The 16,148-nt window shown below is 74.9% G+C and carries 14 protein-coding genes and 1 tRNA gene; 7 read left to right on the top strand and 8 right to left on the bottom strand.

Annotated elements, in window-relative coordinates:
* Positions 1-798, top strand: a complete 798-nt coding sequence (locus tag GD880_RS07445) for a YaaA family protein (RefSeq protein WP_152230987.1) — start codon at positions 1-3, stop codon at positions 796-798.
* A gap of 186 nt (positions 799-984) precedes the next feature.
* Positions 985-1,488: a hypothetical protein gene (locus GD880_RS07440; RefSeq protein ID WP_152230986.1), complete on the top strand. Its 504-nt coding sequence runs from the start codon at positions 985-987 to the stop codon at positions 1,486-1,488.
* A gap of 18 nt (positions 1,489-1,506) precedes the next feature.
* On the opposite strand, the gene GD880_RS07435 is transcribed toward GD880_RS07440, so the two are convergent.
* From GD880_RS07435 to GD880_RS07425, 3 genes are read right to left on the bottom strand one after another with little or no spacing between them, the layout of a single operon-like run.
* Positions 1,507-2,751, bottom strand: coding sequence for a bifunctional RNase H/acid phosphatase (locus tag GD880_RS07435; RefSeq protein ID WP_226909456.1), 1,245 nt, complete (start codon positions 2,749-2,751; stop codon positions 1,507-1,509).
* Positions 2,748-3,488, bottom strand: a complete 741-nt coding sequence (locus tag GD880_RS07430; RefSeq protein WP_152230985.1) for a zinc ribbon domain-containing protein — start codon at positions 3,486-3,488, stop codon at positions 2,748-2,750. Before GD880_RS07430 ends, GD880_RS07435 begins: the two co-directional genes overlap by 4 nt.
* Positions 3,485-4,657, bottom strand: a complete 1,173-nt coding sequence (locus GD880_RS07425; RefSeq protein ID WP_152230984.1) for a Nif3-like dinuclear metal center hexameric protein — start codon at positions 4,655-4,657, stop codon at positions 3,485-3,487. The genes GD880_RS07430 and GD880_RS07425 overlap by 4 nt, the downstream gene beginning before the upstream one ends.
* Before the next feature lie 357 nt (positions 4,658-5,014).
* Between GD880_RS07425 and GD880_RS07420 the strand changes: the two genes are divergently transcribed.
* Entirely contained in the window at positions 5,015-5,830 is an 816-nt protein-coding gene (locus tag GD880_RS07420) for a CPBP family intramembrane glutamic endopeptidase (protein ID WP_152230983.1), read from the top strand.
* A 119-nt stretch (positions 5,831-5,949) separates the two neighbouring features.
* On the opposite strand, the gene GD880_RS07415 is transcribed toward GD880_RS07420, so the two are convergent.
* From GD880_RS07415 to GD880_RS07405, 3 genes are all read right to left on the bottom strand, one after another.
* Positions 5,950-6,026: transfer RNA gene (locus tag GD880_RS07415), tRNA-Val, on the bottom strand.
* 101 nt (positions 6,027-6,127) lie between these two features.
* Entirely contained in the window at positions 6,128-6,622 is a 495-nt protein-coding gene (locus GD880_RS07410; RefSeq protein ID WP_226909455.1) for a peroxiredoxin, read from the bottom strand.
* The gene (locus tag GD880_RS07405) at positions 6,623-7,045 is read right to left on the bottom strand and encodes a DUF3052 domain-containing protein (RefSeq protein ID WP_226909454.1); all 423 of its coding nucleotides are present in this window, start codon (positions 7,043-7,045) and stop codon (positions 6,623-6,625) included. It abuts the gene before it with no gap.
* Positions 7,046-7,497: 452 nt separating this feature from the next.
* Between GD880_RS07405 and aceE the strand changes: the two genes are divergently transcribed.
* On the top strand, positions 7,498-10,242 hold the full coding sequence (aceE, locus tag GD880_RS07400) for a pyruvate dehydrogenase (acetyl-transferring), homodimeric type (protein ID WP_152230981.1): 2,745 nt from the start codon (positions 7,498-7,500) through the stop codon (positions 10,240-10,242).
* Positions 10,243-10,409: 167 nt separating this feature from the next.
* Here aceE and aspA read toward each other — a convergent pair whose 3' ends face one another.
* Together aspA and GD880_RS07390 are read right to left on the bottom strand one after the other, a co-directional pair.
* Entirely contained in the window at positions 10,410-11,948 is a 1,539-nt protein-coding gene (gene aspA, locus GD880_RS07395) for an aspartate ammonia-lyase (RefSeq protein ID WP_152230980.1), read from the bottom strand.
* Between the two features lie 5 nt (positions 11,949-11,953).
* Complete coding sequence (locus GD880_RS07390; RefSeq protein WP_152230979.1) at positions 11,954-12,634, bottom strand: hypothetical protein; 681 nt, start codon at positions 12,632-12,634, stop codon at positions 11,954-11,956.
* 174 nt (positions 12,635-12,808) lie between these two features.
* Between GD880_RS07390 and GD880_RS07385 the strand changes: the two genes are divergently transcribed.
* The 3 genes from GD880_RS07385 (at position 12,809) to GD880_RS07375 (ending at position 16,117) form a co-directional block, all read left to right on the top strand.
* Positions 12,809-14,005 carry a PucR family transcriptional regulator gene (locus tag GD880_RS07385; RefSeq protein ID WP_226909453.1) on the top strand — a complete coding sequence of 399 codons (1,197 nt, stop codon included), beginning with the start codon at positions 12,809-12,811 and terminating at the stop codon, positions 14,003-14,005.
* 181 nt (positions 14,006-14,186) lie between these two features.
* Complete coding sequence (locus tag GD880_RS07380; RefSeq protein WP_152230977.1) at positions 14,187-15,113, top strand: ACP S-malonyltransferase; 927 nt, start codon at positions 14,187-14,189, stop codon at positions 15,111-15,113.
* A complete protein-coding gene (locus GD880_RS07375) occupies positions 15,110-16,117 on the top strand; it encodes a beta-ketoacyl-ACP synthase 3 (RefSeq protein ID WP_152230976.1) in 1,008 nt (335 codons plus the stop codon). The genes GD880_RS07380 and GD880_RS07375 overlap by 4 nt, the downstream gene beginning before the upstream one ends.
* Positions 16,118-16,148: the final 31 nt, after the last annotated feature.

The following is a 16,148-nucleotide window of genomic DNA, read 5'->3' as shown; positions in this document are numbered from 1 at the left end:
GTGCTCGTGCTGCTCCCACCCTCCGCGGGCAAGACCGCCCCCACCCGCGGCGCGCCGGTCGATCTCGCCGGCCTCACCGGCACCGTCCTCACCCCCGCCCGCCACCAGGTCCTGACGGCCCTCGAGCGGGCCTCCGCCCGCCCCGACGGCGCCGCGGTGCTCGGCGTGGGCGCGAAGGTCGCCGACGAGGTGGGGCGCAACCTCGCCCTCCGCACCGCCCCCGCCGCCCCGGCAGCCACCGTCTACACCGGGGTGCTCTACGCCGCGGCCGGCCTCGCCGCCCTGCGCGGCACGGCGGCGCGCCGGGCCCGGGACAGCGTGCGCATCTTCTCCGGCCTGTGGGGCGTGCTCAGCCCCGCCGACGCCGTCCCGGCCTACCGCCTGTCCATGGGCGTCGACCTGCCGGGCCCGGGCAAGCTCGGCACCTTCTGGCGCGCCCACCTGGGGGCGGTGCTCGACGAGCGCGCCGCCGGCGACGTCGTCGTCGACTGCCGGTCCGCCGCCTATGCCGCCGCCTGGCACCCGCCGACGCAGGCCGAGCACGTCGTCGTGCAGGTGGTCCGCGAGCACGGCGGGCGCCGCCAGGTGGTCTCGCACAACGCCAAGCACGCCCGCGGCGTCCTCACCCACCACCTGCTCACCCGGCCGGGCCGGCCGCCGCGCACCGCCGAGGACCTCGCCGCCGCGGCGGAGGAGCTCGCCCGCTCCCCCGAGCAGGGCGCGGGCGCGGTGCACGCGGTCGAGCTCGGTCCGGTGGCTCGCGGACGGCGCACCCTCACCCTCGTCGAGCGCGGCTGAGCCACCCCGCCCGTGCCCGACGGCGCGCGGCCGGAGCCGGCACGGGTGCGCCCCGGGTGTGAGTTTGCGCACGCGCCCGCGCGGGGGCCCTCCCCGGCCCGCGGTAGTGGACGCCTGTGCCATAAAATGGGCGCATCGGTCAAGGCAGGGCGGGCCTGCCGAGGCGGGTGGGGACGGGGAGAGACGATGTCGACGGTCGGGGTCCAGAGCGGCCCGGCGGTGAACGCGGACGTGGCGGGCGGCGCGAGGCCGCGGCGTCCGCGCAGGCGGGTGGCGGCGCTGGGCGCCGCCCTGGTGGGGCTCCTGGGCGTCGTCATCGTGGTCACCAGCTCGGTGGTGTCCGGGCACGAGACCCCGGGCGCGCTGACCGTGGCGATCACCGACGCCGGCTCTCCCACCGACGGGAGCTGCTCGGCCGAGGACTACGCCGGCTCCTTCTTCGACGGCGCCGAGGTCGCGCTCCTGGACGCCGAGGGCACGGTCGTCGACAGCCGCGTCATCACCGGCGCCGGGCAGCCGTCGAAGAACGGGTGCCTGTGGACCGTCGAGCTCGTCGACGTGCCGGGGTCGGACGCGTACACCCTGCGCCTGCGCGGCACCGGGGTGCCCCCGCGCGAGCACACCTTCCACTACACCCCCGAGGCGCTGGCCGAGCGCAGCTGGAACCTCTGGGTGACCGTCTTCGCCTGACCGTGGCCGGCGCGCCGCTCAGGCCAGCTCGGAGGGGCAGCCGACGACGGTGAGGTCGCCGACGAGGTGACCGTCGGCGTCGAGGTCCGGCCACAGCCGCACGATGGTCAGCGACGCCGGCGGGATCCGCACGGCCGACCAGTGCCCCGGCGCCATGCGGGCCACCAGCCCGACCGCGGCGCGGATGACGACGGTGTGAACGGCCAGGGCCACGGTGGCGCCCTGGTGACGGGCGAGGTCGCGCAGCCCGCGGCCCACCCGGGCGCCGACGTCGCGCAGCGACTCCCCGCCCGGCGGGCGCACGTCGGCCGTCGTCGCCCAGGCGAGCAGCTGGCCCGGCCAGCCGGCCTCGATCTCGGGCACGGTGAGCCCGTCCCAGTCCCCGAACCGGCACTCGGCGAACCGCTCGTCCGTCCCGACCGGCACGCCGAGGGCCGCTCCCACGGCGGCGCCGGTCTCCTGGGCGCGCGCCATCGGCGAGGCCAGGACGGCGCTCGGGGCCGGCAGGTCGGGCCAGACGTCGGTGCCCACCCGCCGCACGAGGGCGGCCGCGCGTCCGGCCTGCGCGCGTCCGCGGTCGCTCAGCGGCGGGCCGGCGGTGTCCCCGCCCGAGTAGCGCCCGGTCTCGGTCAGCGCGGTGACGCCGTGGCGCACGAGCACCAGGGTGGCCGGCGCGCCGGTCGCCCGGGGCAGCGGCGTGCCCGAGCTGCGCGGGGTGTTGGCGGCCGCGGCGACCCGCGCCTCGGCGCGGTCCGGCTCCCCGGGCACCGCCCGGCCGGGGGCGTGGTCGCGGGTGATCTGCCCGCGGGAGTCCATCACGGCGTTGGCGAGGGCGTCGGCGGTGGCGTTCCGGGCGCGCGGCACCCAGGTGTAGCGCACCCGGGCGGGCGCGAAGGCGCCCCGGGCCTCCTCGGCCAGGCGGCGCAGCGCGGCGTCCTTGATCTTCCACCGCCCGCTCATCTGCTCGACGACCAGCCGGGAGTCGGCGCGCACCTCCACCTCGGCGCCGGGGTCGATCTCGGCGGCCGCGCGCAGGCCGTTGACCAGGCCGGCGTACTCGGCGACGTTGTTGGACACCACGCCGAGGTAGGCGGCCCGCTCGGCCAGCAGCCGCCCGGTGGCGGCGTCGCGCACGACGGCGCCGTAGCCGGCCGGGCCCGGGTTGCCGCGCGAGCCGCCGTCGGTCTCGACGACGAGGCGGCGCGGCGCCCCGGAGGCGGGCGGCGGGGCGAACAGGTCGCCCTGCTCCCCCGCGGCGCTCACCTCGCGTCGTCCAGGCGCACGAGCACGTAGCCGTGCGCCTCGGAGGTGAGCACCTCCTCCGGGGCGGCGGCGTCGATGGCGGCCAGCTCGCTGAGCGAGAAGTCCGCCTGCGCGCCGTCGGTGCGGTGCCCGTGCAGCGCCACCGCGCCGAGGCCGCCGGTGCGGCGGCGGGCGTACTCGTACAGGTCGAGCAGCTCGTCGCCGATCTCGCCGGCCACCCGGGACCGCTCGGCGGCGACCTCGGCGAGCTCGCCGTCGATCGTCGCGAACGCGGCGTCCCGCTCCGCGGCGTGCCGCTCGACGTCGGCGGCGATGGCCTTCTCCTGGGTGTCCAGGTCGGCCACCCGCGCCTCGGCGGCCTCCAGCCGCTCCATGACCTCGAGCTGGGCCTCCTCGAGCACGGCCTGGCGCTTGGCGAGCTGGGCGACCTCGTCCTGCAGGGCCACCAGCTCGCGGGACAGCCCGGTGCCGGCGTCGAGCTTGGCCTGGTGGCGGGCGGCCCGGGAGCGTACCTGCTCGACGTCGGACTCGGCCTTGGCGAGCTCGCGGCGGGTGTCCGAGGCGAGGGTCTTGGCCTCCACCTGGGCGCGGTGGAGGTCCTCGGCGCGTCCCTCGAGCTCGGCGAGGGTGGCCAGCACGGGCAGCGTGCGGCGCTGGTGGGCGAGCTTGGCGGCGCGGGTGTCCAGCGCCTGGAGGTCGAGGAGCCGGCGTTGGTCCTTCACGGGGGCGGTGGTCACGGGCGTGCTCCTTCGTGCGTGTGCTCGCTGTGCTGTTGGGTCAGGTGCAGGGCCCACGGGTCGGTCACCCGGGTCGAGACCCGCAGGTCCAACCTAGCGCCGCGGGCCGCCGCGTCGGCGCGCAGGCCGTCCGCGGCGCGCGGCAGCCACGGCCACTCGCTGGCCCAGTGGGTGGCGTCGACGAGGTAGGGGCGCCCGTCGGCGAGATGCTCGGAGGCGGGGTGGTGGCGCAGGTCGGCGGTGAGGTAGACGTCCGCGCCGAGCCGGCGCACCTGGCCGAGCAGGGAGTCCCCGGCGCCCCCGCACACCGCCACCGTTCGCACCGGGGCATCGAGGTCGCCGCCCACGCGGATCCCCTGCGGGGTGGCCGGCAGGACGGCGGCCACCCGCTCGGCGAAGGCGCGCAGGGTCATCGCCTCGGGCAGGTCGCCGATGCGGCCGGTGCCGGTGGGGGCCTCCTCGGTGGCCTGGGCGACGAGGGTGTAGGCGGGCTGCTCGTAGGGGTGGGCGGCGCGCAGCGCGGCCAGCACCGCGGCGCGCCGCTCGCGCGGCAGCACGATCTCGAGCCGGTCCTCGGCGACCTCCTCCACCTGCCCGACCCGCCCGATCGCGGGCCGGGCGCCGTCGAGGGGGCGGAAGGTGCCGGTGCCCGGGGAGGTGAAGGCCGCCCGCTCGTAGTCGCCCAGGCGCCCGGCGCCGGCGTCGGCGACGGCGTCGAGCAGCGCCTGGGTGTGCGCGCGCGGCACGAACACCACGAGGGTGTCCAGGGCGTTGCCGGCGAGGGGCTGGATCGGCCGGGTGTCGCCCAGCCCGACGGCGTCGGCCAGGGCCTGGGCGACGCCGTCGGCGGCGGCGTCGGCGTTGGTGTGGGCGGTGTACAGGGCGCACCCGCCGGCGAGGAGGCGGTGGACCACCCGGCCCTTGGGCGTGGTGGCGGCGACGGTGGAGGTCCCCCGCAGGTACAGCGGGTGGTGGGTGAGCAGCAGGTCCGCGCCCCACGCGAGCGCCTCGTCCGCGACCTCCTCGGTGGGGTCGACGGCCAGCATGACCTTGCGGACCGGCGCGCCCGGGTCGCCGGCCACCAGGCCGACGGCGTCCCAGTCCTCGGCGGTGGCGGGCGGGTAGCGGCGCTCGAGGAGGCCGACGACGTCGGCGAGGGTGAGGGGCATGGCGGCGAGCCTACCGGCGCCCGAGGGGCCGGGGACCGGGGGCGCCGGGGCCCTGGAGCGACGCTGCGACAGCTCCCCGGTGCATCACAAACCTGACGAACCTGACCAGCACGTCTGCCGACCACGGCCGGCGGGAGAGATCGTCACCGCGACGGGGGAAGGGGGCGGCCCGGGACACATCCCGACCCGCGTGCCCTTCTGCGGTGGCAGCGTCCCCTACGGTATCGCTGTGATCGTGGCGAACCTCCGGACCCCCGCGCGGCCGCGCGCAGACCGCTGCCCGGCCATGCGTCGCGCCGGTGAGCCCACCCGGCTCGCCGCATCGGTGCAGTAGCCGGCCCGGAGAACGAGCAGAGCATGCACCGCCTCATCCTGTTCGCGGCACTGGCCGTCAGCCAGTGGGCGCCGTGGATTCTCACGGGCCTGGTCGGAGGACCGGTCCCAGCGGTCACCGGGGTCGCGGCCTTCGCCGCCGTGCTGTGGTGGGCGATCCGGCGCACCCCGCCTCAGATCCGGCCCACGTGGGGCCTGTCCTCAGCCCGCCCCGCCGGCCCGCTCCTCCTGACCGGCCTGGCCGTCGGCGCGCTGGTGTACCTGGCCGTCTTCAGCATCCGGTGGTGGGGCGGGGGCGGGCTGGTCGTCGAGGTGCACGGCGACGAGGTCTGGCTCGTCCTGGCCACCGGCCTGCTCGTGGCCGGCTACCAGGCCTTCTCCGAGGAGGTCGTCTTCCGCGGGGCGGTCTTCACGCTCCTGGTGCCGGACGCGCCCGTCCGGTCGGCGATCGCGGTCTCCACCGCGCTGTTCGTGCTGTTTCACGCCCCCCGGTGGCGGGAGCTGATGGCCGGGCCGTACGCGCTGCACCTTCTGCTGGCGGGGCTGGCCTTCGCCGTTGCCTACGTGCGCACCGGCTCCCTGTGGTTCGGCATGGGGCTGCACGCCGGCTGGAATGCCGGCGCCTACCTGCTCCGGGAGGGCGACCCGGCGTTGCTGCGGCTCGCCGGCTCGCTGCCCGAGGGCTGGGACGGATGGAGCAGCTGGGTCGGTGTCGCGGGCAACGCCCTCCTGCTGCTCGTGGTGCTCGCCCTGCCCGGCGGTCGGGTCGGCCCGGGTCGCGCCGGGCTCGGCCCGGCTCTGGCGCCCCGCCGGCGAGCTCCCGTGACAGGCGAACCCTGATGGCCGAGCGGCCGCATCTCGCCGGCATCGTCGGGGTCCGGCCAGGTGCGGGCTCGCGGCCGCCGACGGGAGCAGCGCACCCCTGCCGTCGGCGGGGTCCGATGCCCGCAGCCAGCCGATGGTGGGCCCGGCCGGTCTCGAACCGACGACCTCCGCGGTGTAAGCGCGGCGCTCTGACCAACTGAGCTACAGGCCCCTGGGCGCGTGCGCCCGTGGCGCACCGGCGCGGTCGCGCGCCGGGGTACGCCCCGGACAGCGTAGAGCACCCGGCGCGGCCCGCCCGCGCACCGCGCGGGGCTACAGGGCCGCCAGCGCCTCGCGGTAGGCCGCCAGGTCGCGGGCCTGCCCGCGCGGGTTGACCACGCTCCAGCGCACCACGCCGTCCGCGTCGATCAGGAAGCTGCCGCGCAGCGCGTGCCCGCTGTGCTCGTCGAGCACCCCGTAGGCGCGGGCCACCTGACCGTGCGGCCAGAAGTCGGAGAGCAGGTCGAAGCCGAACCCCTCCGCCTCGGCCCAGGCGCGCTGGGCGAACATCGCGTCGGTGGAGATCCCGAGCAGCCGCACACCGTGGGCGGTGAAGTCCCCGAGGTTGTCGCGCAGCTCGCACAGCTCGCTGGTGCAGATCCGGGAGAAGACGAACGGGAAGAACACCAGCGTCACCGGCGTGCCGCGCAGGGCGCTGAGGCGCACCGGCGTGCCGTGGATGTCGGGCAGCTCGAAGTCCGGCGCCGCGCGCCCGGGGACGATTGCGGCGGTCCGGTCCGCCGCGCCGTCCGGGGTCGTCGCCGCCACTCAGCGCACCCGGCTGCGCGAGGCGATGCGGATGCCCGACCACGCGTCGGCCACCGCCGCGGCCGAGGTCGCGTGCATCCCCGCGGTGCGGGCGGCCTCCTCGATGTCGGAGGGGCGCACGTGCCCAGGGCGGCCCGGCTTGGGCGTGAGGACCCAGATGAGGCCGCCGCCGTCCTCGAGGTTGGCCTGGGCGTCGACCAGCAGGTCGGTGAGGTCCTCCTGCTCGGCGTCGTCCTCGCGCCACCAGATCAGGGTGCCGTCGCAGACGTCCCCGTACTCCTCGTCCACGAGCTCGTTGCCGGTGACCTCCTCGATCTCCTCACGGACGCGGGGGTCGACGTCGTCGTCGTAGCCGAACTCCTGGATCACCTGCCCGGTGGCGAAGCCGAACTTGCTGCCGGCTCCCGCCGCGCTGACTGCCACGTGTGTCCTGCCTTTCCCTGGGGCCACGGCCCCGTCCCGGCGGTCCGGGCGGGCGCCCGGGACCGCGTGTGTGTGGTCTAGCCCACCGTAGCGGGGACAGGGCGCGCAAGCGCACATGTCCGTGCACCCACGCCGGCGTCGCGTCGGCGCCCCGGGGGCCGTGCGCCCGCGGCGACGGTGCGCCGGATCTCGGGCGGCCCGGGGCGACGGTGCCCGGCGGTGCAGGTCGGCGGTGCGCGCCCTCGGGGGTCCCGTGGCCGGCCGCCGGGTCCCGGCACCACCCGGTTCGGCAGGCGCACCGACGTACGGGCCTGATGTCGGCAGCCTCACACCCCCACGCCTGCCCAAGGTTGGCCTCTTGCGAGGTCAAGGGCGGACAATAGTCCTACCCTGAACGGCGGTGCGCCGCACCGTGCGCCACCGTCGCCGCCAGAAGTGAGAAGAGGGAACGCGTGAGTGCACGAACCGAGTCCTCGCCCCTGATCAACGGACTGCTCAGCCAGGTAGGGGACATCGACAGCGACGAGACCCGGGAGTGGCTCGAGTCGCTCGACGGTCTCATCGACGAGCGAGGCGGCCCGCGCGCGCGGTACATCCTGCTCAACCTGCTCAAGCGCGCCCGCGAGCGGTCCGTGGCCATCCCGAACCCCGTCACGACCCCGTACGTCAACACCATCGGCGTCCACGAGGAGCCGTACTTCCCGGGCGACGAGGCGGTCGAGCGCAAGTACCGCGGCTGGATCCGCTGGAACGCCGCCGTCATGGTGACGCGCGCCCAGCGGCCCGGCGTCGCCGTCGGCGGCCACATCTCCTCCTACGCCTCCCTGGCCACGCTCTACGAGGTCGGCTTCAACCACTTCTTCCGGGCCAAGGGCCACCCGGGCGGCGGGGACCAGGTCTTCTTCCAGGGGCACGCCTCCCCCGGCAACTACGCCCGGGCCTTCCTCGAGGGCCGCCTGACCGAGAAGGACCTCGACGGCTTCCGGCAGGAGTACTCCCACGACCCGGCCGGCCGCCCGCTGCCGTCCTACCCCCACCCGCGCCGGATGCCGGACTTCTGGGAGTTCCCGACCGTCTCCATGGGCCTGGGCCCGGCCGAGGCGATCTACCAGGCGTGGGTCAACCGCTACCTGCACGACCGCGGCATCACGGACACCTCCCAGCAGCGGGTGTGGGCGTTCCTCGGCGACGGCGAGATGGACGAGCCGGAGTCGCGGGGCATGCTGCAGCTCGCCTCGTGGCAGAACCTCGACAACCTCACCTTCGTCGTCAACTGCAACCTCCAGCGCCTCGACGGCCCCGTCCGCGGCAACGGCAAGATCATCCAGGAGCTCGAGGCGCAGTTCCGCGGCGCGGGCTGGAACGTCATCAAGGTCATCTGGGGCCGCGAGTGGGACGCCCTGCTCAACGCCGACAAGGACCGCGCGCTCGTCAACCTCATGAACGAGACGCCGGACGGGGACTACCAGACCTACAAGGCCAACGACGGCGCGTACGTCCGCGAGCACTTCTTCGGCCGTGACCCGCGCACCAAGGCGCTCGTGGCCAACATGAGCGACGACGAGATCTGGGCGCTCAAGCGCGGCGGGCACGACTACCGCAAGATCTACGCCGCCTACAAGGCCGCCACCGAGCACACCGGCGCCCCGACGGTGATCCTGGCGCACACCGTCAAGGGCTACGGCCTGGGCCCGAGCTTCGCGGGGCGCAACGCCACGCACCAGATGAAGAAGATGAAGACGACGGACCTCAAGATGCTCCGGGACTCCCTGGGCATCCCGATCTCCGACGAGCAGCTCGAGGACCCGTACAACGCGCCGTACTACCGGCCCGCCGAGGACGACCCGACGCTGCAGTATATGCTCGAGCGGCGCCGGGCGCTGGGCGGGTACCTCCCCGAGCGGCGCGACAACGGCAAGAAGCTCGCCCTGCCGGACGACAAGCCGTACGAGATCCTCGCCAAGGGCTCGGGCCACCAGGAGGTCGCCACCACCATGGCCTTCGTCCGGCTCCTCAAGGAGCTGATGAAGGACAAGGAGATCGGCAAGCGGATCGTGCCGATCATCCCGGACGAGGCGCGCACCTTCGGCCTGGACTCGATCTTCCCGACCGCGAAGATCTTCAACACCCACGGGCAGCACTACACCTCCGTGGACCACGACCTCATGCTCAGCTACAAGGAGTCCGAGCAGGGGCAGATCCTCCACACCGGCATCAACGAGGCCGGCTCGGCGGCCGCCATGCAGGTGGTCGGCACCGCCTACGCCACCCAGGGCGAGCCGATGATCCCGGTGTACATCTTCTACTCGATGTTCGGGTTCCAGCGGACCGGCGACCAGTTCTGGGCCGCGGCCGACCAGCTGGCCCGCGGGTTCATCATCGGCGCCACGGCGGGCAAGACCACCCTCGCCGGTGAGGGCACCCAGCACATGGACGGGCACTCCCCCGTCCTGGCCTCGACCAACCCCGCGATCGTCCACTACGACCCGGCGTACGCCTACGAGATCCGCCACATCGTCCGGGACGGCCTGCAGCGGATGTACGGCGAGGACCCGCGCGACCCGGACGTCATGTACTACCTCACGGTGTACAACGAGCCGATGCGCCAGCCGGCCGAGCCGGACGGCGTCGACGTCGAGGGCATCCTCAAGGGCATCTACCGCCTGGCCGAGCCCGAGGGCGACGGGCCGCGGGCCCAGCTCCTCGCCTCCGGCGTCGGGGTGCCGTGGGCGCTGCACGCCCGTGAGCTCCTCGCGAACGACTGGGGCGTCAGGGCCGGCGTGTGGTCGGTGACCAGCTGGTACGAGCTGCGTCGGGACGGGATCGAGGCCGAGCGGCACAACTTCCTCCACCCCGAGGAGGAGCGCCGTGAGGCCTACGTCACCGCCAAGCTGCGCGACGCCGGCGGCCCGTACGTGGCCACCAGCGACTTCGAGCACCAGGTGCAGGACTCGATCCGGCAGTGGGTCCCGGGCGACTACTACACGCTGGGCGCGGACGGCTTCGGCTTCTCCGACACCCGCCCGGCGGCCCGGCGCCACCTGCACATCGACGCCCACTCGATGGCGGTGCGGGCGCTGCAGGCCCTGGCCGACCGCGGGGAGATCGACCGCGACGTCCCGCGTCAGGCGATCGAGAAGTACGACCTGTTCAACGTCCACGCCGGCGAGTCCGGCACCGCGGGCGGCGACGCCTGACCGCGGCGCGCGGGTGACGGGGCAGCCCCGCCGGTCAAGGACCGGCGGGGCTGCCCCGTGCGCAGGATCGGTGGACGAGAAGTCACGCGGTGCGTGACAGGCCAACGCGTGACAGGCCAACCGTGCGGAGCGCGTTCAGCCCTGCGCTCGATGCGGGAGCTGACGCCTCACGCCCGAGGTGACGTCTCGCCCCCGGCGCGTGTGGGCGTGGTGGGGTCCTGGCCCTCGTAGTGGCGGCCGCGGTACTGCGGGCGCATGAGGTTGGCCGGCGCGAGGATCTCGTCGAGCTGGTCCTCGGTGAGCAGGCCCATGGCCAGCACCACCTCTCGCACCCCCTTGCCGGTGCGCGCGCACTCGCGCCCCACGAGGTCGCCGTTGTGGTGGCCGATGATGGGGTTGAGGAAGGTGACCAGACCGATCGAGTCGAGCACGTCGTGCCGGGTGACGTCCGCGTTGGCGGTGATCCCCACGACGCACTTCTCCCGCAGCGTCTCGCACGCGCGGCTGAGCAGCGCGATGCTCTCGAACAGGGCCTGGGCGATGACCGGCTCCATGACGTTGAGCTGCAGCTGCCCGGCCTCGGCGGCCATCGTCACCGTGACGTCGTTGCCGATGACCTTGAAGCAGACCTGGTTGACCACCTCGGGGATGACGGGGTTGACCTTCGCGGGCATGATCGAGGACCCGGCCTGCCGCTCGGGCAGGTTGATCTCCCCCAGCCCCGCCCGCGGCCCGGACGACAGCAACCGCAGGTCGTTGCAGATCTTCCCGAGCTTCACGGCCGTGCGCTTGGCCGCGGCGTGCATGGAGACGTACGCGCCGGCGTCGGACGTCGCCTCGATGAGGTTCTCGGCGGGCACCACCGGCAGCCCGGTGACCTCGGCGAGCCGGGTGACCGCCCGCTGCGCGTAGCCCTCGGGGGTGTTCAGCCCCGTCCCGATGGCGGTGGCGCCCAGGTTGACCTCGAGCAACAGCGCCCGCGCGTGACGCAGCTGGCGCAGCTCCTCGGCGAGGACGACGGCGAAGGCCGTGAACTCCTGCCCGAGCGTCATCGGCACGGCGTCCTGGAGCTGGGTGCGGCCCATCTTCAGCACGTCCGCAAACTCCTCGGCCTTGTCGCCCAGCGCCAGCACGAGCCGCTCGAGCTCGGCCATGAGCCCGTCGACGGCCCGGTAGAGGGCGATGCGCAGCCCGGTCGGGTAGGCGTCGTTGGTGGACTGGCTCTTGTTGACGTGGTCGTTGGGGTTGACGACGTCGTAGCGGCCCTTGGGCAGCCCGAGCTGCTCGAGCGCGAGGTTCGCGACGACCTCGTTGGTGTTCATGTTCACGCTCGTGCCCGCGCCGCCCTGGAAGACGTCCACCGGGAACTGGTCGAGGCAGCGGCCGCGCAGGAGGACGTCGTCGCAGGCCGCGCCGATCGCGTCGGCGATCTCCGGCGCGACGGTGCCCAGGTCCTTGTTGGCCAGCGCGGCGGCCTTCTTGACCTCCACCATGGCGCGCACGAGCTGGGGGATGTCGCTGATGCGCTCAGCGGAGAACTGGAAGTTCTCCAGGGCACGGACGGTGTGCACGCCGTAGTAGGCGTCGGCGGGGACCTCCCGCGGCCCGAGCAGGTCCTCCTCCACGCGGACGGCGCCACCGGTCGCGGGAGTGGCGGTGCGTGGCGCGGCGGGTCGCGTGCCGGTGGCGCCCGGTCTGGCGTCCATGACGCTCAGACCCCGTGGCCGACCTCGGCCTCCGCCACCAGCGGCTCGAGCTCCGTGATGGCGGCGGCGGCGCCGGCCTGGTCGCGCGAGGTGCTCAGCTCCTGCAGGTGGCGCCGGGCCTCCATCGGCCGGCCCGCCTCGATGGCGGCGAGCACCACCTGCCGGCCGGCCTCGACGATGTTGTCCTTCGGGGCCCAGTGCCCCACCCCGAGCCCGAGCGCCTCGCCGGGCTGTCCCGCCTCGCGCAGCATCTTGATGCTCTCGGCCAGGGCGCGGCCGGTGTTCTCCCGTTCGCACGCCCCGGCCAGGCGCCGCATCGCGCCCTCGTGGTCGTTCTCGAGCGAGAGCCGCCCGAGCTCGACCAGGGCGTACCAGGCGCGCGGGTTGCCGGCGATCTCTTCGGCCAGCGCCCAGACGGCGAGGTCGGACGCCCGCCGCAGGTCCGGCGGCAGCTGCTCGGCAGTGAGCGGGTCGGCGGGACCCACGCCGGCGGCGCGGCGGCGCACCAGCTCGGCCAGGGCCTTGAAGGCCTCGATGTCGTTGGGGTCCTCGATGAGGCGGGCCCGCAGGGCGTCCTCGCGCGGCGCGTCGGCCGGGCGCGACACCGCCGAAGGGCGCCGGGCACCGACCAGGTGCCCCGGCTTCTTTCTCGACAGCAAGGCACGGAGTCGGTCAAGGAGAGCCATGCCGACGACCATATCCGCTCCCTCCATGACGCGCCCCGCGATACCCCCGCTCGCCCCCGGAGGGCGGGGCGAGCGCCGGGCAACGCGGCGCGGCGGGTCCCGGGCAGGCGTCCCCGAGGCCTGCCCGGGACCACGTTTGTAGGCATCCCACAAGCACGCCCTATGCTCGCCCGCATGAGCAGTGGCGAACGCGCGGGGCGCGAGCAGGGCAGCTCCGACGTCGTGCGCCGGCTGCGCAGCGGCACCGACATGCTCACCGCCGCCGCCCTCAAGCGCCTGGACGCCGAGCTGGACTGGTACCGCACCCTCGCCGCCGAGGACCGCTCCTGGATCGGGCTGGTCGCGCAGGCCGGCATCGCCGCCTTCATCTCCTGGTACGAGACCCCCACCAACGGCACGTACAACGCCCAGGAGATCTTCCGTGCGGCGCCGCCCGAGCTCACCCGGTCGATCTCGCTGCAGCACACCCTCCAGCTGGTCCGCATCGTCGTCGAGGTCGTCGAGGACAACGCCGTCCAGCTCGCCGAGCGGGGCCAGCAGCGCGACCTGCGCGACGCCGTCCTGCTCTACTCCCGCGAGGTCGCCTTCTCCGCCGCGGAGGTCTACGCCCGCGCCGCCGAGACGCGCGGCGCCTGGGACGCCCGGCTCGAGGCCCTCGTCGTCGACTCCCTCGTGCGCGGCGTGTCCGACGAGTCCCTCCGCTCGCGCATCTCCGCCCTGGGCTGGTCGGGCCGCGGGGCGACCCTCGTCGTCGTCGGGCAGGCGCCCGGCGGGCTCGACGAGCGGCGCACCGCCGACGTGCGCCGGGCCTGCCGGCGCGCCGCGCAGGACGCGCTCGTGGGCATCCAGGGCGACCGGCTCGTCGTCGTCCTGGGCGGGGAGGGCGACCTGCGCGCCGCGGCCGACACCCTGCTGCCCCGCTTCGGCCCGGGGCCGGTCGTGCTCGGCCCGGTGGTCCGCGAGGTCGGCGACGCCGGCCGCTCCGCCCGCGCGGCCGTCGCCGGCCTCCTGGCCGTGCGCGCCTGGCCCGGGGCGCCCCGTCCGGTCAGCGCCGACGACCTGCTGCCCGAGCGGATGCTCAACGCCGACCCGCTGGCCCGCCGCACCCTCATCGAGGAGCTCTACCGGCCCCTGGTCGCCGGCGGCGCCACCCTGGTGCAGACCCTCGAGGAGTACCTCGCCCAGGGCCGCTCCCTCGAGGGCGCGGCCCGGGCGCTGTACGTCCACCCCAACACCGTGCGCTACCGGCTGCGGCGCATCGGCCAGGTCGTGGGCTGGGACCCCACCGACGCCCGGGAGGGCTTCGTGCTGCAGGTGGCGCTCGCCGTCGGCCGCCTGGCCGAGACCGCCGCCCGGCACACCGGGGTGTGAAGGCCTGCGGGTCCACCGGTGTGAACGCATCCCACAAGGTGCGGCGCAGCGCCCCGCAACGCGCTCCCGGCGCGCCGTGAGACCTCGCTCACGCGTTTGTCGGAATCCGACAAGGGGCCCGCGGACACTTCGTAGGCGTCGTAGGCGCGGACGAACCCGTTCCGGTTGGCACAGTGGACGGGTGCTTGCCCTACTGTGCCCTGGACAGGGTGCCCAGACCCCCGGCATGCTCGCCCCCTGGCTCGAGGAGCCGGTGCTGCGCGAGCGGCTGGAGTCCTACGCCGCCGTGACCGAGCTCGACCTCGTCGCCCTCGGCACCACCGCCGACGCGGAGACGATCAAGGACACCAAGGTCGCCCAGCCGCTGCTCACCGCGGCGTCCCTGCTGAGCTTCCAGGCGCTCGGCCTCGCCGACGTCCCCGCGCCCGACGTCGTCGCCGGCCACTCGGTCGGGGAGCTGGCCGCGGCCGCAGTCGCCGGGGTGCTGCGCGACGAGCAGGCCCTCGTCCTGGTCCGGGAGCGTGGCCGCGCGATGGCGGAGGCCGCCGCCGCCCGTCCCACCGGCATGACCGCCGTCGTCGGCGGCAAGCCGGAGGAGGTGGAGGCCGCCCTCGCCCGGCACGGTCTCACGCCCGCCAACGTCAACGGCGGCGGCCAGGTCGTCGCCGCCGGCACCCGCGAGCAGCTCGACGCCCTGGCCGCCGATCCGCCCGGGCGCGCCCGCGTCATCCCGCTGCAGGTGGCCGGCGCGTTCCACACCGAGCACATGGCTCCCGCCGTCGGTCGCGTCCGCGAGGTGGCCGGCACCCTCAGGGCCGCAGACCCGACGGTCATCCTGCTGTCCAACGCCGACGGCGCACCGGTCACCTCCGGCGCCGCGGCCCTGGACCGGCTGGTCACCCAGGTCGCCAACCCCGTGCGGTGGGACCTGTGCTGCGAGCAGATGCTGGCCCTCGGCGTCACCGGCGCGGTGGAGCTGTGCCCGGGCGGCGTCCTCACCGGGCTGGCGCGGCGTACGCTGCCCGGGGTCGAGACCGTGGCGATCAAGAGCCCCGACGACCTGCCCGCCGCCCGCGAGCTGATGACCCGCCATGGAGGAACCCGATGACCCGCACCCTGCTCGCCGCCCAGCCGATCCAGCACGCCCGCATCCTCGGCGTCGGCGGCGTGCGCGGGGAGGACGTGGTCGTCAACGACGAGGTCGTCGGGCCCATCAACTCCTCCGACGAGTGGATCCGTCAGCGCACCGGCATCATCTCCCGGCGCCGCGCCAAGGCCGAGACCACCGTCGCCGACATGGCCGAGGCCGCCGCCCGCGCCGCGATGGACCAGGCCGGCATCACCGGCGCGGACGTCGACGCCGTGATCATCAGCACGGTGACGTGGTTCGAGCAGACCCCATCCCTCGCCGCCGTCGTCGCCGACCGCCTCGGCGCCACCCCCGCCGCCGCCTACGACATCTCCGCCGCGTGCGCCGGCTACGCCTACGGCATCGCCCAGGCCGACGCCCTCGTGCGGGCCGGCACCGCCCGCCACGTGGTGGTCATCGGCGTGGAGAAGATGTCCGAGTTCATCGACCCCACCGACCGCTCCATCAGCTTCCTGCTCGGCGACGGCGCCGGCGCGGCCGTCGTCGGCCCCTCGGACACCCCCGGGATCGGGCGCACCGTGTGGGGCTCGGACGGCTCGTCGGCCGCGATGATCGGGCAGACCCACTCCTGGCTGGACTACCGCACCGGCGATGGCGAGGTCGCGTGGCCCACGCTGCGCCAGGAGGGCCCGTCCGTCTACAAGTGGGCGGTGTTCCAGATGACCCCCGTGGCCAAGCAGGCCATCGAGGCGGCCGGGCTGGAGCCGGAGGACATCGATGTGTTCCTCCCCCACCAGGCGAACATGCGGATCATCGACCACATGGTCAAGTACCTCGGCCTGCGCGAGGACGTCGTCGTCGGCCGGGACATCGCCGAGACCGGCAACACCTCCGCCGCCTCCATCCCGCTGGCCACCGAGCGGCTGCTGCGGGAAGGGCAGGCCAAGAGCGGCGACGTGGCGCTGCAGATCGGCTTCGGCGCGGGCCTCGTCTACGCTGCGCAGGTCGTGCTGCTGCCCTAGCCGCCGCGGGCGGCGCGGCGCCGGACCACCC

The sequence above is a fragment of the Georgenia ruanii genome, assembly GCF_009193175.1.
In the GTDB taxonomy this organism is placed as follows: domain Bacteria; phylum Actinomycetota; class Actinomycetes; order Actinomycetales; family Actinomycetaceae; genus Georgenia; species Georgenia ruanii.
This window is presented reverse-complemented; position numbering and strand designations above follow the sequence as displayed.

Coding starts and splice junctions, on each gene's coding strand:
- GD880_RS07420 (WP_152230983.1), top strand. CDS start 5,015: ATGCACCGCCTCATCCTGTTCGCGGCACTGGCCGTCAGCCAGTGGGCG.
- GD880_RS07425 (WP_152230984.1), bottom strand. CDS start 4,657: ATGCCCCTCACCCTCGCCGACGTCGTCGGCCTCCTCGAGCGCCGCTAC.
- GD880_RS07375 (WP_152230976.1), top strand. CDS start 15,110: ATGACCCGCACCCTGCTCGCCGCCCAGCCGATCCAGCACGCCCGCATC.
- GD880_RS07440 (WP_152230986.1), top strand. CDS start 985: ATGTCGACGGTCGGGGTCCAGAGCGGCCCGGCGGTGAACGCGGACGTG.
- aspA (WP_152230980.1), bottom strand. CDS start 11,948: ATGGACGCCAGACCGGGCGCCACCGGCACGCGACCCGCCGCGCCACGC.
- GD880_RS07390 (WP_152230979.1), bottom strand. CDS start 12,634: ATGGCTCTCCTTGACCGACTCCGTGCCTTGCTGTCGAGAAAGAAGCCG.
- GD880_RS07385 (WP_226909453.1), top strand. CDS start 12,809: ATGAGCAGTGGCGAACGCGCGGGGCGCGAGCAGGGCAGCTCCGACGTC.